This is a genomic window from Paenibacillus sp. RC67 (assembly GCF_030020805.1).
Taxonomy (GTDB): Bacteria; Bacillota; Bacilli; order Paenibacillales; family NBRC-103111; genus Paenibacillus_S.
The window spans coordinates 7502422-7523775 of record NZ_CP125098.1 but is presented as its reverse complement, the minus strand read 5'-3'; the positions used below and the strand labels follow the sequence as shown (position 1 = coordinate 7523775).

The 21354-nt window shown below is 46.0% G+C and carries 22 protein-coding genes, 1 pseudogene and 1 other annotated feature; of the genes and pseudogenes, 22 read left to right on the top strand and 1 reads right to left on the bottom strand.

Annotated elements, in window-relative coordinates; genetic code table 11:
• The first annotated feature begins 8 nt into the window (after positions 1-8).
• From ispD to gltX, 3 genes are read left to right on the top strand one after another with little or no spacing between them, the layout of a single operon-like run.
• Complete coding sequence (gene ispD, locus QMA13_RS34165; RefSeq protein ID WP_282938139.1) at positions 9-713, top strand: 2-C-methyl-D-erythritol 4-phosphate cytidylyltransferase; 705 nt, start codon at positions 9-11, stop codon at positions 711-713.
• On the top strand, positions 710-1195 hold the full coding sequence (ispF, locus tag QMA13_RS34160; RefSeq protein WP_282938137.1) for a 2-C-methyl-D-erythritol 2,4-cyclodiphosphate synthase: 486 nt from the start codon (positions 710-712) through the stop codon (positions 1193-1195). The genes ispD and ispF overlap by 4 nt, the downstream gene beginning before the upstream one ends.
• 47 nt (positions 1196-1242) lie before the next feature.
• Complete coding sequence (gltX, locus tag QMA13_RS34155) at positions 1243-2694, top strand: glutamate--tRNA ligase (protein ID WP_282938136.1); 1452 nt, start codon at positions 1243-1245, stop codon at positions 2692-2694.
• A 205-nt stretch (positions 2695-2899) separates the two neighbouring features.
• Here gltX and QMA13_RS34150 read toward each other — a convergent pair whose 3' ends face one another.
• Positions 2900-3025, bottom strand: a complete 126-nt coding sequence (locus QMA13_RS34150) for a hypothetical protein (protein ID WP_282938135.1) — start codon at positions 3023-3025, stop codon at positions 2900-2902.
• 47 nt (positions 3026-3072) lie between these two features.
• Here QMA13_RS34150 and cysE point away from each other — a divergent pair, with 47 nt between their 5' ends.
• The 19 genes and pseudogenes from cysE to rpsG all read left to right on the top strand — a co-directional run bounded on the left by cysE (position 3073) and on the right by rpsG (position 21347).
• Positions 3073-3744, top strand: coding sequence for a serine O-acetyltransferase (gene cysE / locus QMA13_RS34145; protein ID WP_282938134.1), 672 nt, complete (start codon positions 3073-3075; stop codon positions 3742-3744).
• Complete coding sequence (gene cysS / locus QMA13_RS34140) at positions 3725-5122, top strand: cysteine--tRNA ligase (protein ID WP_282938133.1); 1398 nt, start codon at positions 3725-3727, stop codon at positions 5120-5122. The genes cysE and cysS overlap by 20 nt, the downstream gene beginning before the upstream one ends.
• On the top strand, positions 5119-5559 hold the full coding sequence (locus QMA13_RS34135) for a Mini-ribonuclease 3 (protein ID WP_282938131.1): 441 nt from the start codon (positions 5119-5121) through the stop codon (positions 5557-5559). Before cysS ends, QMA13_RS34135 begins: the two co-directional genes overlap by 4 nt.
• 37 nt (positions 5560-5596) lie before the next feature.
• Positions 5597-6337 (top strand): 23S rRNA (guanosine(2251)-2'-O)-methyltransferase RlmB, encoded by a 741-nt coding sequence (gene rlmB / locus QMA13_RS34130; protein ID WP_282938129.1) that lies wholly within the window; start codon positions 5597-5599, stop codon positions 6335-6337.
• 13 nt (positions 6338-6350) lie between these two features.
• Positions 6351-6866, top strand: a complete 516-nt coding sequence (locus tag QMA13_RS34125; protein WP_282938127.1) for an NYN domain-containing protein — start codon at positions 6351-6353, stop codon at positions 6864-6866.
• Positions 6867-6995: 129 nt separating this feature from the next.
• Positions 6996-7640 carry an RNA polymerase sporulation sigma factor SigH gene (gene sigH / locus QMA13_RS34120; protein WP_028552032.1) on the top strand — a complete coding sequence of 215 codons (645 nt, stop codon included), beginning with the start codon at positions 6996-6998 and terminating at the stop codon, positions 7638-7640.
• A gap of 273 nt (positions 7641-7913) precedes the next feature.
• Complete coding sequence (gene rpmG / locus QMA13_RS34115; protein ID WP_028552031.1) at positions 7914-8063, top strand: 50S ribosomal protein L33; 150 nt, start codon at positions 7914-7916, stop codon at positions 8061-8063.
• A gap of 18 nt (positions 8064-8081) precedes the next feature.
• A pseudogene (gene secE, locus QMA13_RS34110) lies at positions 8082-8305 on the top strand (preprotein translocase subunit SecE).
• 15 nt (positions 8306-8320) lie between these two features.
• Positions 8321-8854: a transcription termination/antitermination protein NusG gene (nusG, locus tag QMA13_RS34105; RefSeq protein WP_282938123.1), complete on the top strand. Its 534-nt coding sequence runs from the start codon at positions 8321-8323 to the stop codon at positions 8852-8854.
• Positions 8855-8897: 43 nt separating this feature from the next.
• A complete protein-coding gene (rplK, locus tag QMA13_RS34100; RefSeq protein ID WP_028552028.1) occupies positions 8898-9323 on the top strand; it encodes a 50S ribosomal protein L11 in 426 nt (141 codons plus the stop codon).
• A gap of 205 nt (positions 9324-9528) precedes the next feature.
• A complete protein-coding gene (rplA, locus tag QMA13_RS34095; protein WP_282938122.1) occupies positions 9529-10221 on the top strand; it encodes a 50S ribosomal protein L1 in 693 nt (230 codons plus the stop codon).
• Positions 10222-10275: 54 nt separating this feature from the next.
• Positions 10276-10433: a sequence feature (ribosomal protein L10 leader region), on the top strand.
• A gap of 166 nt (positions 10434-10599) precedes the next feature.
• A complete protein-coding gene (rplJ, locus tag QMA13_RS34090; RefSeq protein ID WP_282938121.1) occupies positions 10600-11109 on the top strand; it encodes a 50S ribosomal protein L10 in 510 nt (169 codons plus the stop codon).
• Positions 11110-11164: 55 nt separating this feature from the next.
• Positions 11165-11527 carry a 50S ribosomal protein L7/L12 gene (gene rplL / locus QMA13_RS34085; protein WP_282938119.1) on the top strand — a complete coding sequence of 121 codons (363 nt, stop codon included), beginning with the start codon at positions 11165-11167 and terminating at the stop codon, positions 11525-11527.
• Between the two features lie 116 nt (positions 11528-11643).
• Entirely contained in the window at positions 11644-12240 is a 597-nt protein-coding gene (locus QMA13_RS34080; RefSeq protein ID WP_282943679.1) for a class I SAM-dependent methyltransferase, read from the top strand.
• A 310-nt stretch (positions 12241-12550) separates the two neighbouring features.
• Positions 12551-16105 carry a DNA-directed RNA polymerase subunit beta gene (rpoB, locus tag QMA13_RS34075; RefSeq protein WP_282938118.1) on the top strand — a complete coding sequence of 1185 codons (3555 nt, stop codon included), beginning with the start codon at positions 12551-12553 and terminating at the stop codon, positions 16103-16105.
• A 108-nt stretch (positions 16106-16213) separates the two neighbouring features.
• On the top strand, positions 16214-19837 hold the full coding sequence (rpoC, locus tag QMA13_RS34070) for a DNA-directed RNA polymerase subunit beta' (protein ID WP_282938116.1): 3624 nt from the start codon (positions 16214-16216) through the stop codon (positions 19835-19837).
• 196 nt (positions 19838-20033) lie between these two features.
• The gene (locus tag QMA13_RS34065; protein ID WP_282938114.1) at positions 20034-20285 is read left to right on the top strand and encodes a ribosomal L7Ae/L30e/S12e/Gadd45 family protein; all 252 of its coding nucleotides are present in this window, start codon (positions 20034-20036) and stop codon (positions 20283-20285) included.
• Positions 20286-20411: 126 nt separating this feature from the next.
• The gene (gene rpsL / locus QMA13_RS34060; RefSeq protein ID WP_028552020.1) at positions 20412-20831 is read left to right on the top strand and encodes a 30S ribosomal protein S12; all 420 of its coding nucleotides are present in this window, start codon (positions 20412-20414) and stop codon (positions 20829-20831) included.
• Between the two features lie 45 nt (positions 20832-20876).
• The gene (gene rpsG / locus QMA13_RS34055; protein ID WP_028552019.1) at positions 20877-21347 is read left to right on the top strand and encodes a 30S ribosomal protein S7; all 471 of its coding nucleotides are present in this window, start codon (positions 20877-20879) and stop codon (positions 21345-21347) included.
• Positions 21348-21354 lie beyond the last annotated feature (7 nt).

Genomic DNA, 21354 nt, shown 5'->3' with positions numbered 1-21354 from the left:
TGAAAGCGATGAATCAGTTAGGGGTCGTAATCGTAGCAGCAGGCAAAGGCTCGCGTATGCGGACCGAGGAAAGCAAGCAGTATTTAGAACTGAACGGTAAACCGATTCTAGTACATACATTGGCGTTATTTCAACGAATAGCTCAGATCGATACGATAGTATTGGTCACCGGAGCAAACGATGTGGAACGATGTAGAGGCTATGTGGAGCAGTTCGGTCTTACGAAGGTGCGTCATATTATCACCGGTGGCAAGGAGCGGCAGGATTCGGTATATCGAGGATTGCAGGCTCTTGAAGGAAGTGTGGAATGGGTCATGGTCCATGATGGTGTCCGTCCTTTTGCTGCAGAAGAGCATATTATGGCTTGCTGGCACAAAGCGATGGAGACCGAGGCTGCCGTGCTGGCGGTCCCTGTTAAAGATACAATAAAAGTTGTCGATCCGGCGGGAACGATCCAGTCCACCCCGGACCGGCACAGCTTGTGGGCGATTCAGACCCCACAAGCTTTTCGTTTTTCATTGTTGCTACAGGCGTACGAACAGGCGGACAAGGACCAATTTATAGGTACGGATGATGCCATGCTCGTAGAGAGAATTGGCACCTCGGTACAGGTAGTGGAAGCGGACTATTATAATATTAAAATAACGACACCCGAGGATTTACCATGGGCTACATGGATAATACAAAATGTCAGGGGAGAGAACAAATCATGATTCGTGTTGGACAAGGATTTGACGTGCATCAATTAGTGGAAGGGCGCAAATGCATTATCGGCGGTGTAGACATCCCTTATGAAAAAGGACTACTTGGACATTCCGACGCGGATGTACTGCTGCATGCAATTAGCGATGCCATTCTCGGTGCGCTTGGACAAGGCGATATCGGAAAGCATTTTCCTGATACGGCCGCGGAATACAAAGATGCGGACAGCTACCAGCTGCTGTTAGATGTGTGGAAGCTGGCCAAGGAAGCGGGATACAAGCTCGGAAATATCGACTCAACGATCATTGCTCAGAAGCCGAAGATGGCCCCCTACATCGCTGCTATGGTACAAAGAATCGCGGAAGCACTGGAAGCGGAGCCTTCTCAAGTGAATGTGAAAGCAACGACGACGGAGCAGTTAGGCTTTACCGGTAGAGGCGAAGGAATCGCTGCGCAATCGGTTGTTTGTTTGATTCAAGGTGTGCTATCATAACTACTAATTTGGTTAACGGTTTTGCAGATAGGAGAGGAGCAGCAGTAATGTCAGATCAATTTCGCGTAAGATATGCACCAAGCCCAACAGGCCATCTTCATATCGGTGGTGCACGTACGGCTTTATTCAACTATTTGATCGCTCGTAAGCAAAACGGGCAGTTTATTATTCGATTCGAGGATACGGATCAAACCCGCCATATGGAGTCCGGAATCGGAAGCCAGTTGAATGGCTTGAAATGGCTTGGTCTGGATTGGGACGAGAGTGTCGATGTGGGCGGACCACATGGTCCTTACCGTCAAACCGAGCGTTTGGATTTGTATCGTCCGTACGTGGAGAACATGCTTCAAAGCGGTCACGCGTACCACTGCTATTGTTCGGAAGCAGATCTTGAGCAGGAGCGGGCGGAGCAGGAAGCTAAAGGTGAAATGCCGCGCTACTCCGGCAGATGCCGTCACTTGACACCGGAGCAGGTTGAACAATATAAAGGCCGCAAGCCTTCTATCCGCTTCCGTGTACCTGAAGATAAAATCATTGCTTTCGAGGATCTCATCCGCGATCATGTAGAGTTCGAATCAAACGGAATCGGTGATTTTATCATCGTACGCCCGGATGGTATCCCAACTTACAATTTTGCAGTTATTTTGGACGACCACTTGATGAATATCACGCTCGTTATCCGCGGTGAGGAGCACCTCTCTAATACACCGAGACAAATTATGATGTATGAAGCTTTGGGGCTTCCTGTGCCTGAATTTGCCCATTTGGCGCTAATTTTAAATCAAGACCGCAAAAAAATGAGCAAACGCGACGAGTCTATCATTCAATTCATCGAGCAATATAAGGAGCTTGGCTACTTGCCAGAAGCCGTATTAAACTTCATTACGCTGCTTGGCTGGTCACCGAAAGGTGAAGAGGAGATTTTCACCAAAGAAGAACTGATTGCTCAGTTCGATTTGGAACGTCTCTCTAAGAGTCCGGCTGTCTTTGATATGGATAAGCTGAACTGGATGAACAATCATTACTTGAAAAAAGCCGAGCCATCCCATGTAGTGGAGCTGGCGCTTCCGCACTTGCAAAAAGCAGGCCGTGTTCCTCAGGAGCTTACGGCAGAGCAGCAGGAATGGGTAAGTCGTCTTATCGGGCTTAATCAAGACAGAATGCAGTACGCTGCAGAAATTGTCTCGCTCTCGGATCTCTTTTTCCAAGAGGATGTATCGATTGAAGACGAGGAAGCGAAGGCGGTCCTTGCCGAGGAGTATGTTCCTGTTGTATTGGGAAGCTTCCTGCAGCAGGTAGAGCAGGCGGAGTCGTTCGCTGTGGAGAACATCCCGGTTCTGCTGAAAGCCGTGCAAAAAGAGACAGGGTACAAAGGCAAGGCATTGTTCATGACGATTCGCGTTGCTTTAACTGGACAAGTGCATGGACCTGATCTGAACATGAGCTTGTATTTGCTTGGAAAAGACAAGGTCGTTGCCCGCCTGAAGAAGTTATTGTAAACCTTACGATTTTTCGTTATACTAAATAACATTGATAAAGCCGAGGCGTTGAACAGGAGAGTACGATTGAGCAGGGATTTACAGAGAGGGCGACCGAGCTGCCGCTAACGCGATGCTTGAGCTGTAAGTTGTCCATTCCCGTTAATCAGAAATGCACCTGGGAGCCGCACTGATGAGCTTCTTCCTATGCGGGAAGTAAGGGTAGTCATGCCGTCACGTTCACGTTACGAACGCCAAGATGGACGAGAAATAGGTCCAAAGCAGAGTGGAACCGCGCACTTTTCACGCCTCTGCAGCCGTAAATGGCTGTAGGGGCGTTTTTTAATATCATTGTATGGGTTGCCTGCAGCTAGCTGGATGAGGAGATGGTGAGTCATCATGTTCAAGTCGATGAAGGAAGATATCGAAACGATTTTTGAGAACGACCCTGCTGCCCGCAGCTGGTTTGAAGTGGCTTTTACTTATTCCGGTCTGCATGCGCTCTGGGCGCACCGCGTGGCTCATTTCTTTTACAAAAGAAAATGGTTCACGACAGCAAGAGTCATCTCCCAATTCAGCCGCTTTATGACGGGAATTGAGATACATCCGGGAGCCGTTATCGGACGTCGGTTTTTCATAGATCATGGCATGGGTGTTATTATAGGGGAAACCTGTGAAATCGGCGATGATGTCGTATTGTACCAAGGCGTTACCCTCGGGGGAACAGGGAAAGAGAAGGGAAAACGCCACCCGACGATCGGCAACAATGTCGTCATCGGATCCGGAGCCAAGGTGCTTGGTTCTTTCACCGTAGGAGACAACTCGAATGTCGGCTCCAATGCCGTCGTGCTGCGTGAAGTCCCACCTAACTGTACCGTTGTAGGCAATCCGGGCCGGATTGTGAAGCGGGATGGTGTACGAGTCGGACGATTGGACCATAATAACCTGCCGGACCCTGTTATCGATATGTTCCGGCAAATGCAGGACCAAATAGATGAGCTTAAGCAGCAAGTCAACGAATTACAGACTCAGAATGGAGGCGTTCAAAGTTATGGCGCTAAAAATTTATAATACGCTCACCCGCGCGAAAGAAACGTTCCAGCCTCTGGAGCCGGGAAAAGTGAAGATGTATGTTTGCGGACCCACGGTATATGATTACATTCATATCGGCAATGCCCGTCCGGTCATTTTCTTTGATGTGGTGAGACGGTATCTAGAATTTATCGGTTACGATGTAAACTATATTGTCAATTTCACCGATGTGGATGACAAACTGATCAAAAAGGCTGCTCAAATGGAGCTGACGGTTCCCGAAGTAGCCGATATGTTCATTCAGAAGTTTTATGAGGATACCGAAGGTCTGGGAGTCCGCAAGGCGACTTTAAATCCTCGTGTAACGGAAAATATCGACGAGATCATTGCTTTTATCGAAAGCTTGGCTGCAAAAGGCTACGCCTATGAAAACGGTGGGGACGTCTATTTTCGGACAACTAAATTTGCTGAATACGGCAAGTTGTCCCATCAAAACCTAGAGGAGCTGCAGTTCGGTATTCGGGTAGAGGTCGATGAGCGTAAAGAGAATCCGCAAGATTTCGTCTTATGGAAAGCAGCGAAGCCAGGGGAGATTTCATGGTCGAGTCCTTGGGGCGAAGGCAGACCTGGCTGGCATATTGAATGCTCCGCGATGGTTAACAAATATTTGGGTCATACCATCGATATTCATGGTGGAGGCCAGGATCTTCAATTTCCGCATCATGAATGTGAGATTGCCCAGTCCGAATGCTTTACCGGCCATGCGATGGCCAATTACTGGATGCACAACGGCTACATCAACATAAACAATGAGAAAATGTCCAAATCGCTGGGTAACGGAGTGAACGTCAATCAGCTTCTGAAAACGATCAGTCCACAAGTTATTCGTTACTTCATGCTGTCTGCGCATTACCGCAATCCGCTTAACTTTAGTGATGAAACGATCGAGCAGGCTAAGAACGGCTTGGCACGTATCGAGAATTGCATTGCCAACATTAAGCACCGTATTGCCAGTGCACCGGAAGGTCACGCTGATGATGAGCTGGTGGCTGCAGCAGCGGATACAATCCATCAATTTGAAGCTAAAATGAACGACGATTTTAATACGCCGGACGCGATTACATCCGTCTTTGAGCTGGTTAACATTGCTAACCCGTATGTTCAGCAAGAAAATGTAACAAGCGGCGCACTGAACCTGCTGCTTGAGCATTTTGAAAAGATGGATAGTATCTTGGGTATACTATCCAAAGCGGAAGAAGAGCTGCTGGATGATGAGATTGAGCAGCTGATCGTGGAGCGTACCGAAGCTCGGAAGTCCAAAAACTGGGCGCGTGCTGATGAGATTCGGGATTTGCTTATAGAGCGCGGCATTGTTCTTGAGGATACAGCACAGGGTATCCGTTGGCGGCGGAAATGATGAAGGAGCCATTCTCCATCGATTTCAATCTGTTCTGTTTTCCGCCGGCCAAAGACCCGCAGCAGTTAAATCCCATCGTGTTGGCTTATATAGGCGATGCGATCTATGAAGTATTCGTTCGGCAATATGTGATCTCTAAAGCGAATCACCGGCCGAACCATTTGCACAAGCTTTCTACTCAGTACGTATCGGCAAGAGCGCAGGCCAAAGCTTTGCAAGTATGGATGCCATTGCTGACGGAGGAAGAAACGGATATTGTGAAGCGGGGGCGCAATGCCAAATCAGGAACATCCGCTAAAAATGCAGATATATTGGAATATCGTCACAGTACGGCGTTCGAATGCTTGATTGGTTATTTGTATTACATGAAACGATTAGAAAGACTTCAGTATTTGCTCATGCTGTCCTTGGAACGTGATGAGGGCAAAGTGCAGTAAAGCTAGAGCAAATCGCCTTAAGAAGGAGAGACAACCTATGGAGGAATTTATCGCTGGCAAGCATTCCGTGCTTGAGGCACTTCGTTCGGGAAGAACTATCAACAAAATATGGATTGCTGAAAATGCGCAAAAACAGCTGACGCAGCCCATTATTGCCGAAGCGAAGCAGAATGGGGTTATTGTTCAGACTGCGGATAAACGCAAGCTGGATCAAATGGTGGAAGATGTGCAGCATCAGGGTGTTGTGGCCCAGGTTGCAGCTTATGATTACGTAGAAGTGGAAGACATACTGGCACTTGCCCAAAGTCGCAATGAGGAACCATTCATTCTTATCTTAGATGAGATTGAAGATCCGCATAACTTGGGCTCGATTCTTCGTACAGCAGACTGTACAGGGGTGCATGGCGTGATCATACCGAAGCGTAGATCGGTAGGGTTGACTGCTACGGTATCCAAAACCTCGGCTGGTGCAGTCGAGTACGTGCGGGTGGCAAGAGTAACGAATTTAGCCCAAACGATAGAGCAGCTGAAGGAGCAGGGCATATGGGTGGCAGGCACCGACGTTGCCGCGCAGCAGCCGTTGTATAAGACCAATCTGAACATGCCACTCGCTCTGGTCATCGGCAATGAAAATAAAGGTATGGGTAGACTGATCAAAGAAAAATGTGACTTTCTGCTGAAGCTTCCGATGTTCGGGCACATCAATTCGTTGAATGCGTCGGTGGCGGCGTCCGTCTTTATGTACGAGGTTGTACGCCAACGTTTAACCGCGAAATAGACGGTTACGTGAAATGATCCAGGAAATCCTCATTGTAGATGGATACAACATTATCGGTGCCTGGCCGGAACTGCAAAAATTAAAGGATATCAGCCTGGAGGAAGCGCGCGACCGATTAATTGAGCAATTGGCGGAATATCAGTCTTTTTCAGGAACCAAAGTGATGCTTGTTTTTGATGCTTACTTCGTACCTGGCCTCGGTGGCAAGTACGTCCAGAGTAAGCTGCGTATTTTTTACACCAAGGAAAAAGAGACGGCGGATGAGCTCATCGAGCGGCTTGTAACAGAAAACATCGGTCGCCGCAAACAAATTTATGTAGCTACCTCCGACATGACAGAGCAGCACGTTATCTTTGGTAAAGGGGCATTTCGTGTACCGGCCGGTGAGCTTCTGATCAAGATTCGGCAGTCGAAGCGGGATATTCAACACAAAATACAGGACGAGCCTACAGGGAAAAGGAATACATTCGACAGCAATTTGAAGGGCGACGTGAAGGACCTGTTCGAAAAGTGGCGGAGAGGCCAGTAATATTCGGCCATTTCCCGGCTTTTGCTAGAATGGAATTTGGTTGACGATATTAGATTACATAATGTATACTTATCCTATCTTTCATGGGTATTAAGGAATCGTAGTCTTGCCAGGCCGGAGGGATTGTCCGTGAGTGTCGACCTCAAAGAACTGAGAATGTACGAATATGACCTCAAGGCAGATGAAGACATTGTCGATGCGGTCCGCGACGGAGACAGCGACGCATTGGAGTACTTGATTAACAAGTACAAGAACTTCGTTCGAGCCAAAGCGCGCTCTTATTTTTTGATAGGCGCAGACAGGGAAGATATCGTACAAGAAGGTATGATAGGTTTATATAAATCGATTCGGGACTTTCGAGGAGATAAGCTCGCCTCCTTTAAGGCTTTTGCAGAGTTATGTATCACCCGTCAGATCATTACAGCCATTAAAACCGCTACCCGTCAGAAGCATATACCTCTGAATTCATACGTTTCGTTGGACAAGCCCATTTATGATGAAGACTCTGATCGCACCTTGCTTGATGTCATCTGTGGTACCCGCGTGACGGACCCGGAAGAGCTGATTATCAATCAAGAAGAGTTCAGCGGGTTGGAAGATAAAATGGGAGAAATCCTGAGCGATCTTGAACGAAGAGTGCTAATGCTTTATTTGGACGGTCGTTCCTATCAGGAGATAGCGGTAGATTTGGACCGTCATGTGAAGTCGATTGATAATGCCTTGCAGCGCGTTAAGCGAAAGCTGGAACGATATTTGGAAGTTAGAGACGCATAGGAAAGCACCCGACGTAAGAAGAGGGTGCTTTATTTTTTTTAATAAGACGGAATTGTTAGCTTTCGTTTTTGCAGAGGTTTACAGAAGTCAAGTTTCGACCATACTATTACTTATAGGCGAAGGCGGATGAGCGGTAATGGTAGTAATAGGTTTCCCTTGACACCTAAATGGTGCTGTGCTAAAGTACATAGGTAGCCTTAAAACTGTAAGGCGTTTTTTTGCTGAACCTTTAAGGTTTAAAAATTCGAGGCTGGTCCGTAGGAGGTGTACATCATGCGGGTTATAATCACGTTAGCGTGCACGAACTGCAAGCAAAGAAACTATACGTCCAATAAAAATAAGCGCAACAATCCAGACCGCATGGAGTTGAAGAAGTTTTGCAAGTTTTGCAATGAACATACCGCTCATCGCGAAACTAGGTAGTTTCTTGGAGGTGTAGTTGTGTCCTTTTTGGCTAGAATGAAGCAAGGATTCGGCAACACGTTTTCTTTTTTACGGACAGCTGGTCCGAATTGAAAAAGGTGAAGTGGCCAAGTCGTAAGGAATTGACCAGCTACACGCTCGTCGTTCTGTTTACAGTTGTCTTTGCAACCATTTACTTCTACGTACTTGATTTAGGCATTTCTGAGCTGCTTCGTCTTGTTTTTAATAAAACGGGAGCATAGGTGGCCAATATGGAAATGGATAAAAGATGGTACGTCGTACATACCTATTCCGGGTATGAGAATAAGGTCAAAGCAAACTTGGAAAAACGCGTTGAATCGATGGATATGAAGGATAAAATCTTTCGTGTTCTGGTTCCGATGGAAGAAGAGCTTGTGAATAAAGACGGCAAGAAGAAAACGGTTATGCGCAAAGTATATCCGGGTTATGTTTTGGTCGAAATGATCCAAACCGATGACTCCTGGTATGTTGTGCGTAATACACCGGGTGTAACGGGTTTTGTCGGTTCGACAGGATCCGGTTCGAAGCCAACGGCGCTGCTTCCTGAAGAAGTGGAGGCTATTCTCAAGCATATGGGCATGGATGAACCGAAACCGAAGATTGACTTCGATCTGAAAGAAACCGTACGTGTAAAAGTGGGACCATTCGCGAACTTTGTCGGATCTGTAGAAGAAATTCTTATCGACAAAGCTAAGCTTAAGGTACATGTGAACATGTTCGGGCGGGAAACGCCTCTGGAGCTCGATTACCACCAAGTAGAAAAGCTCTAGATCGTGTTGGGCCGCCACACTACGTGCAAGGGGGTGTCACACAATGGCAAAAAAGGTTATCAAGATTGTTAAACTTCAAGTTCCTGCTGGTAAAGCGAATCCGGCTCCTCCAATTGGTCCGGCTTTGGGTCAAGCAGGTGTTAACATCATGGCTTTTTGTAAAGAGTTTAACGCTCGTACTGCAGACCAAGCAGGTTTGATTATTCCTGTTGAGATCACAGTATTCGAGGATCGTTCCTTTACGTTTATTTGCAAAACTCCACCGGCTGCTGTATTGCTCCGTGTAGCTGCAAAAATCGAAAAAGGATCCGGCGAACCTAACAAAAAGAAAGTTGCTACTGTTAAACGTGCAACTGTCCGTGAAATCGCTGAACAAAAAATGCCCGATCTTAACGCTGCTTCCGTTGAAGCTGCAATGCGTATGATCGAAGGTACTGCTCGCAGTATGGGTGTTGTAATCGAAGACTAATTCCTGTTGTAACAGGATGCATATTGAGTGACAACCAACATCGCTTTATGTGATGTAACGGTTGCACTATCGGTGATAACTGGCATCGCTTCGCGTGATGTAATAGTTACACTATCGGTGACAATCGACATGATATTTTATCATGTAAAGATTGCACTATCAGTGGGAGGATATTCCGCTAATACCACAGAGGAGGACAAACAAAGTGCCTAAACACGGTAAAAAGTATTTGGAAGCTGCTAAGCTTGTAGATGCTGAAGCGGTTTACGAACCGTTGGAAGCTATCGAGCTTGTGAAAAAAGCGGCACCTGCTAAATTCGACGAAACCGTTGAAGTAGCAGTTCGCTTGGGTGTAGACCCTCGTAAACAAGACCAAGCTGTTCGTGGCGTAGTTGTATTGCCACACGGTACTGGTAAAACTAAACGTGTTCTTGTATTCGCAAAAGGCGAAAAAGCAAAAGAAGCAGAAGCTGCTGGCGCTGATTTCGTTGGCGATCAAGACATGATTAACAAGATCCAACAAGGTTGGTTCGACTTTGATGTGTGCGTAGCTACCCCTGACATGATGAGTGAAGTGGGTAAGCTGGGACGTATCTTGGGTGGTAAAGGTTTGATGCCTAACCCTAAAGCTGGTACAGTTACGTTTGACGTAACTAAAGCAGTTCAGGAGATCAAGGCTGGTAAAATCGAATACCGCTTGGATAAAGCTGGTCAAATCCATGCTCCTATCGGCAAAGTATCCTTTGATGCTGAGAAGTTGGCTGACAACTTCCGTGCATTGGTTGATGCTTTGAACAGAGCGAAGCCTGCGGCTGCTAAAGGTGTATACCTGAAAAACATCGCTGTTTCCTCGACTATGGGACCTAGCGCGCGTGTAAACGTACAAACCTTTAGATAAGGATAAGCTTGGCGGTTGACTTTTTAAGTCGCACATGCTAACCTATCTAAGTTGATAATTGAATATGACTTACCGTAGACAGCAGGTGCTGGTTTCAGCTTAATTTCCTGCCGAGGTGTTATGATATAGAATCGGGTTTCTTTGCATCAAATCAAAGATAACGTGAATCATCATGCCTTCGCAGTGTCTGCGGAGGCATTTTTTGCAATCATGCGGAAGCCTTCGCAGACATGACCGATAGAACGTATTGAACGGGACACTAACGGAATGTTTACGAGATAAGTTAATACGGTAACTGGCGAGTCCGTTTTCTTTATGAAAACTTACTTTATGATTACGGAGACCGTTTTCTCACGAAAACTTTTAGGAGGTGCAAAAATGGCAAACGCGAAAATTCTTGAGCAAAAATCTCAGCAAGTTGCAGAAGTAGCTGGCAAGCTGAAAGAAAGCTCTTGCACTATCGTTGCTGACTATCGTGGATTGAACGTGGCTCAAGTAACTGAGCTTCGTAAACAACTGCGTGAAGCAGGCATTGAGTTCCAAGTATTGAAAAACACTTTGGCTAGGCGTGCTACAGCGGATGCTGAATTGAGCGCATTGGATGAGTATTTGACAGGTCCAACTGCCATCGCTTTCAGTAAAGATGATGTCGTAGCTCCAGCGAAAATCTTGACGGCTTTCGCAAAGAAAAACGAGCATCTTAGCGTTAAAGCAGGTGTAGTAGAAGGTAAAGTTGTTGATTTTGATCAAATCAAAGCACTGGCCGAGCTTCCTTCCAGAGAAGGTTTGCTGTCCATGTTGCTCAGCGTGCTCCAAGCTCCTGTACGCAACTTCGCCCTTGCGGTTAAAGCTGTGGCAGAAAAAGACGGCGGCGCACAAGAAGCTTAATAAGCTTTGTAGTTAAACCCCAAAAAAACAAAAATTAACTGGAGGTATATATACCATGAGTAAAGAGCAAATCTTGGAAGCCATCAAAGGCATGACAGTTTTGGAATTGAACGATCTTGTTAAAGCAATCGAAGAAGAATTCGGCGTTACTGCAGCAGCTCCTGTAGCAGTAGTAGCTGGAGGCGCAGTTGCTGAAGCAGCTGAGCAAACAGAATTCGACGTAATCTTGACTAGCGCTGGTGCTTCCAAAATCAACGTTATCAAAGTAGTTCGCGAAATCACTGGTCTTGGTTTGAAAGAAGCTAAAGACTTGGTTGACGGCGCACCTAAACCAATCAAAGAAAAAGTGGGCAAAGAAGACGCTGATGCTATCAAAGCTAAGCTTGAAGAAGCAGGCGCAGCTGTAGAAGTAAAATAGTTTCTGTTTTCGAAAGACCCCTTGGAGCTTATTACTTCAGGGGGTCTTCTTTTCTTCTAAGGGCAATGCTTACGATGTCGGTTTTCTTAATAGAAAACCTTTAGGAGGTGAGAGCAATAAACGACCATTACTATTCGCAAAAACCGACTGCGGCACATGACGTACATACAGTTGAAGAAACGCTGAGAGGTCGTAAGTTTACCTTTGTTACCGATGCCGGAGTCTTTTCTAAAAAGGGGGTCGATTATGGGTCTAAGGTGTTGATCGCTGCGATGCAGCTGCCTGAAGACGCTCAGGTGCTCGACGTAGGCTGCGGTTATGGACCTATCGGGCTCGCCGCCGCGTATTGTGTACCTCGGGGGAAAGTCACTCTTGTAGATATTAATGAAAGAGCCTTAGAACTTGCTCGCTCCAATGCGCAGCGCAACCAGATCGTTAACGTGGATATTTTGCAAAGCGATAAGCTGGCTGAGGTGCTAGACCGCAAGTACGATGTTGTTCTGACCAATCCTCCGATTCGAGCCGGCAAAGAGACGGTTCATCAAATTTTTGAACAGGCTTATGAAGTTCTTGAGCCTAACGGTTCTCTATGGATTGTTATCCAGAAAAAACAAGGCGCACCGTCTGCCTTTGCTAAACTAGAGAGTTTGTTCTCGAAAGTGGTAGAAGTGGATAAGGATAAAGGCTATCGAATTATAAAAGCTGTGAAATAAGTGGACAGTAATACAATTATGTTGACTTGACATTTTGTATGTGGTATTATTATAAAATGTCAGCATTAATATTGGGTTATATGTCTTTAGTATGCTAAAATGTCAAGACATTTTTTTCGTACCTAGGTGAATAAAGTTTAAGCTTTCGACGTATAATGTTTAAATTTTAGGTAAAACCTAAAAGGTATGGAGAAAATTATGGTAACATGAAAGTTGATGCATTTAGAAGCTTCCAAAAGAAGTATCACTTCAACAGTATTTACTCGAGAAGGCTTCAGGAGAGGCTTTTATTTTGTTCTATTGAGTAGACATGAGGGGTGAATCAAAGTTGGCGGGTCATCTTGTTCAATTAGGTCGACGCAAACGCAGGTCATACGCTCGGATTCATGAAGTTCTGGACGTTCCGAACTTGATTGAGATCCAACAAAAATCATATGAGTGGTTTTTGGAAGAAGGATTGCGTGAAATGTTTCAGGATATTTCCCCGATTCAGGACTTTACGGGGAATTTGGTATTGGAGTTCATCGATTATAGCTTAGGTGAACCTAAGTATTCAGTGGATGAGTCCAAAGAACGCGACGTTACTTACGCAGCTCCGCTTCGTGTGAAAGTGCGCTTGATCAATAAGGAAACTGGTGAAGTCAAAGAGCAGGAAGTATTTATGGGAGATTTCCCTTTGATGACGGAAACAGGGACATTTATTATCAATGGTGCCGAACGGGTTATCGTCAGTCAGCTGGTTCGTTCTCCTAGCGTCTATTTTAGCACGAAAGTGGACAAAAACGGCAAGAAAACATATACGGCTACCGTTATTCCTAACCGCGGCGCATGGCTGGAGTTAGAGACGGATGCTAAGGATATCATTTATGTTCGGATTGACCGTACTAGGAAGATTCCGGTTACTGTTCTGCTGAGAGCTTTGGGCTTTGGCACAGACGCGGAAATCTTGGACCTGCTCGGTGACGATGAGTATATTCGCAACACCTTAGATAAGGATAACACTGACTCTACGGATAAAGCGCTGATTGAAATCTATGAGCGTCTTCGTCCAGGTGAGCCTCCTACGCTGGATAATGCGAGAAGCTTGCTAGTAGCTCGTTTCTTCGATCCGAAGCGTTATGATTTGGCTAACGTCGGTCGTTACAAAATCAACAAAAAACTGCACATCAAGAATCGATTGTTTAATCAGCGCTTGGCAGAAACTTTGGTCGATCCGGAAACAGGAGAGATTATTGCTGAAGCAGGCCAATTGCTAGATCGTCGTCTTCTTGATGAGGTTCTTCCACATTTGGAGAACAACGTAGGTTTCAATGAGTATACAGCAGTTAACGGTGTGACGGAAATGGAACGCATTCCATTCCAATGCATTAATGTATATTCGCCTATCGAAGACGGTAAGGTTGTCAAAGTGATTGCTAACGGTAAGATCGATAAGTCGGTTAAGAACATCACGCCTGCAGACATCATTTCGTCTATTAACTACTTCATCAATCTTCTGCATGGCATTGGTAGCACCGATGATATTGACCACCTGGGCAATAGACGTTTGCGTTCAGTGGGTGAGCTGCTTCAGAATCAGTTCCGTATCGGTTTATCCCGTATGGAACGCGTAGTTCGCGAACGGATGTCCATTCAGGATGCAAACGTGATTACACCACAGGCTCTGATCAATATTAGACCTGTTATTGCATCGATTAAAGAGTTTTTTGGTAGCTCCCAATTGTCTCAATTTATGGACCAAACGAATCCATTGGCTGAATTGACGCATAAACGTCGTTTGTCCGCATTGGGTCCTGGTGGTTTGACGAGAGAGCGCGCAGGCTTTGAAGTCCGTGACGTCCATCACTCTCACTATGGTCGTATGTGTCCTATCGAGACTCCAGAGGGTCCGAACATCGGTTTGATCAACTCCTTGTCTACTTTCGCGAGAATTAACGAGTATGGCTTTATTGAAGCTCCATATCGTTGGGTAGATCCGAAGACGGGAGTCGTAACCGAGCAAATCGCTTATTTGACAGCGGACGAGGAAGATAACTACGTTGTTGCACAAGCGAATGCGGAGCTTACGGAAGAAGGATTTTTTGCGAATGATTCTGTAATCGTTCGTTATAAAGATGATATTTTGACGCTGCCTAAAGCACGCGTTGACTATATGGACGTTTCACCGAAACAAGTAGTATCTGTTGCTACGGCGCTTATTCCTTTCTTGGAAAATGATGACTCCAACCGTGCCCTCATGGGTTCGAACATGCAGCGTCAAGCCGTGCCATTGCTAATTCCTAAAGCGCCTCTAGTAGGTACAGGGATGGAGCATAAAGCAGCGAAAGATTCTGGGGTATGTATTGTTTCCAAAGTAGACGGCGTGGTAGAACGCGTTTCTGCTAACGAGATTTGGGTTCGTCGTCAAGCAATGGTAGATGGCAAACTCGTTAACGGTGATTTGATCAAGCATAAGCTGCATAAGTTTATGCGTTCTAACCAAGGTACTTGTATCAACCAACGTCCAATTTGCCACAAAGGTGAGAAGGTTCGTGTCGGAGATATTTTGGCTGACGGACCATCTACCGAAATGGGAGAATTGGCATTGGGCCGCAACGTGGTCGTAGCGTTCATGACATGGGAAGGCTATAACTACGAGGATGCTATCTTGTTGAGCCAAAAGCTAGTTAAAGAGGATGTTTACACATCCATTCATATTGAGGAATATGAATCCGAAGCTAGGGATACGAAGCTTGGACCAGAAGAAATCACACGCGATATTCCGAACGTTGGTGAGGATGCGCTGAAGAATCTGGACGAGCGAGGCATTATTCGTGTCGGAGCCGAAATCGGTGCAGGCGATATTCTCGTTGGTAAAGTAACACCTAAAGGGGTTACGGAATTAACGGCGGAAGAACGTTTGCTGCATGCCATCTTTGGTGAAAAAGCTCGTGAAGTTCGTGACACCTCCCTTCGTGTACCTCATGGTACCGACGGTATCGTAGTGGACGTCAAAGTGTTTACCCGCGAGAACGGTGATGAATTGCCACCAGGCGTTAATCAACTGGTTCGCGTTTATATCGCTCAAAAACGGAAAATTTCCGAAGGCGATAAAATGGCTGGACGTCACGGTAACAAAGGGGTTATCGCGCGTATTCTGCCTGAAGAGGACATGCCGTTCATGCCGGACGGAACTCCTGTACAGGTCGTTCTGAACCCACTGGGTGTTCCTTCCCGGATGAACATCGGTCAAGCGTTTGAAGTTCACTTGGGTATGGCCGCCAACTTCCTTGGTATTCATACAGCAACACCGGTATTCGATGGTGCGCGTGAATATGACGTATTTGATACGATGGAAGAAGCAGGTATGAACCGCAGCGGTAAAACAAAACTGTATGATGGTCGTACGGGTGAAGAGTTCGAACGTGAAGTTACAGTTGGGATCATGTACATGATTAAACTGGCGCACATGGTTGACGACAAAATCCATGCCCGTTCTACTGGTCCTTACTCTCTTGTTACTCAGCAACCATTGGGCGGTAAAGCTCAATTCGGTGGACAGCGTTTCGGGGAGATGGAGGTTTGGGCGCTGGAAGCCTATGGTGCCGCTTATACACTGCAAGAAATTTTGACTGTGAAATCCGATGACGTTGTCGGCCGTGTTAAAACATATGAATCGATTGTTAAAGGTGAAAACGTTCCTGAGCCTGGTGTTCCGGAATCCTTTAAAGTATTGATCAAAGAGCTTCAGAGCTTGGGTATGGACGTTAAAATCCTCTCTGGAGATGAGCAAGAAATCGAAATGAAGGAAATGGACGACGAGGATGAGGTTACTAGCGACAAGCTGAACCTTAACCTCGAAGGCACGGAGTTAGGTGTAGAATAACGCAATGTTCGTGAGACCGTTAGGTTTGCTGATCATATAGTCCGCTTAAGGGCGGACTTATGCTTACAATGCAGGTTTGTTCCACAAAACTTTAAGGAGGGTTGCTCCTTGATGGACGTTAACAACTTCGAATTCATGAAAATTGGCTTGGCCTCTCCTGAAAAGATCCGTTCGTGGTCCCGCGGGGAAGTTAAAAAGCCGGAAACAATCAACTACAGAACGTTGAAACCTGAAAAGGAAGGCTTGTTCTGTGAAAAAATATTTGGACCTACGAAGGACTGGGAATGTCACTGTGGTAAATACAAACGTGTTCGCTATAAAGGCGTCGTTTGTGATCGTTGCGGTGTAGAAGTCACTCGCCAAAAAGTTCGTCGTGAACGGATGGGTCACATTGAGCTGGCAGCACCGGTATCCCACATCTGGTATTTCAAAGGGATTCCGAGCCGCATGGGCTTGGCGTTAGATATGTCTCCTCGTTCTCTCGAAGAGATTATCTATTTTGCATCCTATGTAGTAACCGATCCAGGAGATACACCGCTTGAGAAAAAGCAGCTGCTGTCTGAGAAGGAATACCGCAGCTACCGTGAGAAATACGGTTATGCTTTCCAAGCAGGTATGGGTGCGGAAGCGGTGAAAAAGCTTCTTCAGGATATCGACATCGATAAAGAGGTTGAACAACTGAAAGAAGAACTCAAGACCGCGCAAGGGCAGCGCCGTAATCGTGCTATTAAACGTCTTGAAGTTATGGAAGCATTCCGCAATTCGAAAAATATGCCGGAGTGGATGGTGCTGGACGTTCTTCCAGTTATCCCGCCGGAGCTTCGTCCAATGGTTCAATTAGACGGTGGCCGTTTTGCAACTTCCGACTTGAATGACTTGTACCGTCGCGTTATCAACCGGAACAACCGTTTGAAACGTTTGTTGGATCTCGGTGCACCGGATATTATCGTTCAGAACGAGAAGCGGATGCTGCAAGAAGCAGTTGATGCATTGATCGATAACGGTCGCCGTGGCCGTCCTGTAACCGGTCCTGGTAACCGTCCGTTGAAATCCTTGAGCCATATGCTCAAAGGTAAACAAGGACGTTTCCGTCAAAACTTGCTCGGTAAACGGGTTGACTATTCCGGTCGTTCGGTTATCGTAGTAGGACCAAGCTTGAAAATGTACCAATGCGGTCTTCCTAAGGAAATGGCTTTGGAGTTGTTCAAGCCGTTTGTTATGAAGGAGCTCGTTAATAAAGGTTTGGCCCATAACATCAAGAGTGCAAAACGTAAAGTTGAGCGCGTAAGCCCTGAAGTGTGGGATGTACTTGAAGAAGTAATCAAGGAGCATCCAGTTCTTCTGAACCGTGCCCCTACGCTGCATAGATTGGGTATCCAAGCGTTTGAACCGATCTTGGTAGAAGGACGCGCCATCAAGTTGCATCCGCTCGTATGTACGGCATATAATGCGGACTTTGATGGTGACCAAATGGCCGTTCACGTACCGTTGTCCTCTGAGGCACAAGCGGAAGCACGTGTGCTTATGCTTGCATCAGGTAACATCTTGAACCCTAAAGACGGCAAACCGGTTGTTACTCCTTCGCAGGATATGGTCTTGGGCAGCTTCTATCTGACTACAGATAATAAGTTTGCCAAAGGTGCTTTGACTATCGTTCGTTCCGTGCACGAAGCGGTTTCCTTGTACCAACGCGGAGCTGCGGCACTGCATGCACGTATTGCGATTCCAGCGAAAGTACTCAATAAAACTAGCTTTACACCTCAACAGCAAGAAGCCATGCTGATTACGACGATTGGTAAAGTTATCTTTAACGAAATTTATCCTGCTGATTTCCCATACATCAATGAGCCGACGAAGGCTAACTTGTTGAATGGTGCTTCGGATCAATATTTCGTATTTGATAAGGGCGCTAATATTCGTCAAATCATGGAAGATTTGCCTGAGTGTAAAGCGGTAGGTAAAGAATATTTAGGTTCTATCATTGCCGAATGCTTCCGCAAATATCATACGACTTTGACGTCTGTGATATTGGACCGCATCAAGGAGCTTGGCTTTACGTACTCGACTAAAGCGGGTATTACTATCGCCGTATCCGACGTTACGGTTCCACCTGAGAAGGATGCCCTTCTTAGAGAATCGGAAGATAAGGTTAACGTAGTAACGAATCAATACCGTCGTGGTCTGATTACAGACGATGAGCGGTACGACCGAGTTATTGCTATTTGGAGTAAAACAAAGGATGAAATCACAGAAATATTGATGAAATCCTTGGATAAATACAATTCCATCAACATGATGGTGGAATCCAAAGCACGGGGTAACAAATCCCAGATTACACAGCTTGGCGGTATGCGTGGTCTGATGGCGACTCCAACAGGACGTATCTATGAGTTGCCAATCAAATCGAACTTCCGCGAAGGCCTGACAGTCTTGGAATACTTTATCTCCACTCACGGTGCTCGTAAAGGTTTGGCCGATACGGCGCTTCGTACAGCGGACTCCGGTTACTTGACTCGTCGTCTTGTCGACGTAGCTCAAGACGTTATTGTTCGTGACGAGGATTGCGGTACGGATAAAGGCTTCACTGTTAGCCGGATTCAAGACGGTAAAGAGGTTATCGAGGATCTGTACGATCGTATCGAAGGCCGCTATGCCTTTGAAACCATTCGTGATCCGCAAACCGGTGAAACGATTGTTGGGCGCAATGAATTGATCGAAGCGAATATCGCCGACAAGATCATTGAAGCTGGCATCGAAAAACTCCAGATTCGTTCGGTTCTTAGCTGCCGTTCCAGACATGGCGTCTGCAAAAAATGCTACGGCCGTAACCTGGCGACAGGACAACATGTTGAGATCGGGGAAGCTGTCGGTATTATTGCGGCACAATCCATTGGTGAACCGGGAACTCAGTTGACCATGCGTACGTTCCATACCGGGGGCGTTGCAGGGGACGACATCACGCAAGGTTTGCCGCGTATCCAAGAGTTGTTCGAGGCTAGAAATCCGAAAGGTCAAGCGATCATTACGGAAATTGACGGTACCGTCAAAGATATCCGTGAAGCGAAGGACCGTCGTGAAATCGAAGTGCTTGGCGAAGCTGAGTCCAAAACCTATGCAGTACCTTACGGATCCCGTATTCGCGTGTCGGTTAACCAACATGTTGAAGCCGGTGACGAGTTGACAGAGGGTTCTATTGACCCTAAAGAAATGCTGCGCATTAAAGGTATTCGCGGCGTTCAGAACTACATTCTTCAAGAAGTTCAACGCGTTTACCGTAACCAGGGCGTTGAGATCAACGACAAGCATATTGAAGTTATGGTCCGTCAAATGCTTCGTAAAATACGTATCGTTGATGCTGGGGATACTACATTGCTCCCAGGCTCGTTCGTTGACATTCATGAATACGAGGAAGCTAACAAAGTTGCTCTATTCGCAGATTTAGAGCCAGCCGTTGCTAGACCGGTGCTGTTGGGTATTACCAAGGCATCCCTTGAAACGGATTCGTTCCTGTCTGCGGCATCCTTCCAAGAGACGACACGCGTATTGACTGACGCTGCAATTAAAGGTAAAGTCGATCAGCTGCTTGGCTTGAAGGAGAATGTTATCATCGGTAAACTCATTCCTGCGGGAACAGGTATGCCAAGATATCGTAATATCCGCATAACGAACCCGAATGAAGTGGAAACCGATGAGGATCTGTCTGTAGAGATGGAAACTGTAACGGTTGAATAGTTAAGCTATTAGGAAGCCTGATAGACACATCATGTCGAATTAGAGAAACTTATACATGCTTGTCTTCATGAAAGAAAAGTGAATTATTTTCTTTTTGTGAAGACAAGCAATTTTCTTGACAGGGTGTTCTCGGGATGCTAATATATCGAAGTGTGCCATTTTATCAATAGTCACCTGTACTTTGGAGGATGCTTTCATGTCTTATGAAAAAGTAAAGCAGGCAACGAACATAAGCATAGGCACGAAACAAGCAACGAGAATGGTGGAGCTAGGCAAAGCCACGGAAGTCTTTGTTGCCGAAGATGCAGATCCGCGAATAACGATAAAAATAGTTAACCTCTGCAAGAAAATGGGGGTTAAAGTAACATACGTTGATTCCATGAAGTTGTTAGGTAAGGCGTGTGGTATTGAAGTTGGAGCTGCAATGGCAGCTGTAGTAAATGAATGAAACTGATGTTTTTGTCTGAAGAACAGCGATGTGATGATGGCAAAAACTTTTCCTTTGTTCATTTACGATTCGCCTGGATCTGTGGGCTTAATACTATGGAACACAATTTTGGAAGGAGGTGGCGACATGCCAACAATTAACCAGCTCGTTCGTAAAGGACGTCAAGCAAAAGTGGATAAATCGAAATCCCCGGCTCTTCAAAAAGGTTTTAACGCTCTGAAAAGAGAAGCTACAGACCTGAGCGCTCCTCAAAAGCGCGGTGTATGTACTCGTGTAGGTACAATGACACCGAAGAAACCGAACTCCGCACTTCGTAAATACGCTCGTGTGCGTTTAACTAACCGTGTAGAGGTAACTGCCTATATCCCAGGTATCGGACATAACTTGCAAGAGCACAGTGTTGTTTTGATCCGTGGTGGACGGGTAAAAGACCTTCCAGGGGTACGTTATCACATCGTTCGTGGTGCTTTGGATACATCCGGCGTAAACAACCGTAAACAAGCTCGTTCCAAATACGGTACGAAACGTCCGAAAGTGAAAAAGTAATGCAATACCAAATCAGAATGAACTTTTTGAGAAAGGGGGATAACTATGCCTCGTAAAGGTCCAGTTACTCGCAGAGACGTATTGCCAGATCCTATTTATAATAGCAAGCTGGTTACACGTTTGATCAACCGCATTATGCTTGATGGCAAAAGAGGTGTCGCTCAGACAATCCTTTATAACGCCTTCAATATGATTCAAGAACGTACAGGTAAAGAGCCGATGGAAGTGTTTGAAGCAGCCATCAAAAACATCATGCCTGTTCTTGAAGTTAAAGCTCGCCGTGTTGGTGGTGCCAACTATCAAGTACCTATCGAAGTAAGACCAGATCGTCGTACGACTTTGGGACTTCGTTGGTTGGTAAACTACTCTCGCCTCCGTGGTGAGAAAACAATGGAAGAGAGATTGGCTCAAGAAATTATTGATGCTAGCAACAACACAGGTGCTTCCGTTAAGAAACGTGAAGATACACACAAAATGGCAGAAGCCAACAAAGCGTTCGCGCACTATCGTTGGTAAAATTCAA

Coding starts and splice junctions, on each gene's coding strand:
- ispD (WP_282938139.1), top strand. CDS start 9: ATGAATCAGTTAGGGGTCGTAATCGTAGCAGCAGGCAAAGGCTCGCGT.
- ispF (WP_282938137.1), top strand. CDS start 710: ATGATTCGTGTTGGACAAGGATTTGACGTGCATCAATTAGTGGAAGGG.
- gltX (WP_282938136.1), top strand. CDS start 1,243: ATGTCAGATCAATTTCGCGTAAGATATGCACCAAGCCCAACAGGCCAT.
- QMA13_RS34150 (WP_282938135.1), bottom strand. CDS start 3,025: ATGATATTAAAAAACGCCCCTACAGCCATTTACGGCTGCAGAGGCGTG.
- cysE (WP_282938134.1), top strand. CDS start 3,073: ATGTTCAAGTCGATGAAGGAAGATATCGAAACGATTTTTGAGAACGAC.
- cysS (WP_282938133.1), top strand. CDS start 3,725: ATGGCGCTAAAAATTTATAATACGCTCACCCGCGCGAAAGAAACGTTC.
- QMA13_RS34135 (WP_282938131.1), top strand. CDS start 5,119: ATGATGAAGGAGCCATTCTCCATCGATTTCAATCTGTTCTGTTTTCCG.
- rlmB (WP_282938129.1), top strand. CDS start 5,597: ATGGAGGAATTTATCGCTGGCAAGCATTCCGTGCTTGAGGCACTTCGT.
- QMA13_RS34125 (WP_282938127.1), top strand. CDS start 6,351: ATGATCCAGGAAATCCTCATTGTAGATGGATACAACATTATCGGTGCC.
- rpmG (WP_028552031.1), top strand. CDS start 7,914: ATGCGGGTTATAATCACGTTAGCGTGCACGAACTGCAAGCAAAGAAAC.
- nusG (WP_282938123.1), top strand. CDS start 8,321: ATGGATAAAAGATGGTACGTCGTACATACCTATTCCGGGTATGAGAAT.
- rplK (WP_028552028.1), top strand. CDS start 8,898: ATGGCAAAAAAGGTTATCAAGATTGTTAAACTTCAAGTTCCTGCTGGT.
- rplJ (WP_282938121.1), top strand. CDS start 10,600: ATGGCAAACGCGAAAATTCTTGAGCAAAAATCTCAGCAAGTTGCAGAA.
- rplL (WP_282938119.1), top strand. CDS start 11,165: ATGAGTAAAGAGCAAATCTTGGAAGCCATCAAAGGCATGACAGTTTTG.
- rpoB (WP_282938118.1), top strand. CDS start 12,551: ATGAGGGGTGAATCAAAGTTGGCGGGTCATCTTGTTCAATTAGGTCGA.
- QMA13_RS34065 (WP_282938114.1), top strand. CDS start 20,034: ATGTCTTATGAAAAAGTAAAGCAGGCAACGAACATAAGCATAGGCACG.
- rpsL (WP_028552020.1), top strand. CDS start 20,412: ATGCCAACAATTAACCAGCTCGTTCGTAAAGGACGTCAAGCAAAAGTG.
- rpsG (WP_028552019.1), top strand. CDS start 20,877: ATGCCTCGTAAAGGTCCAGTTACTCGCAGAGACGTATTGCCAGATCCT.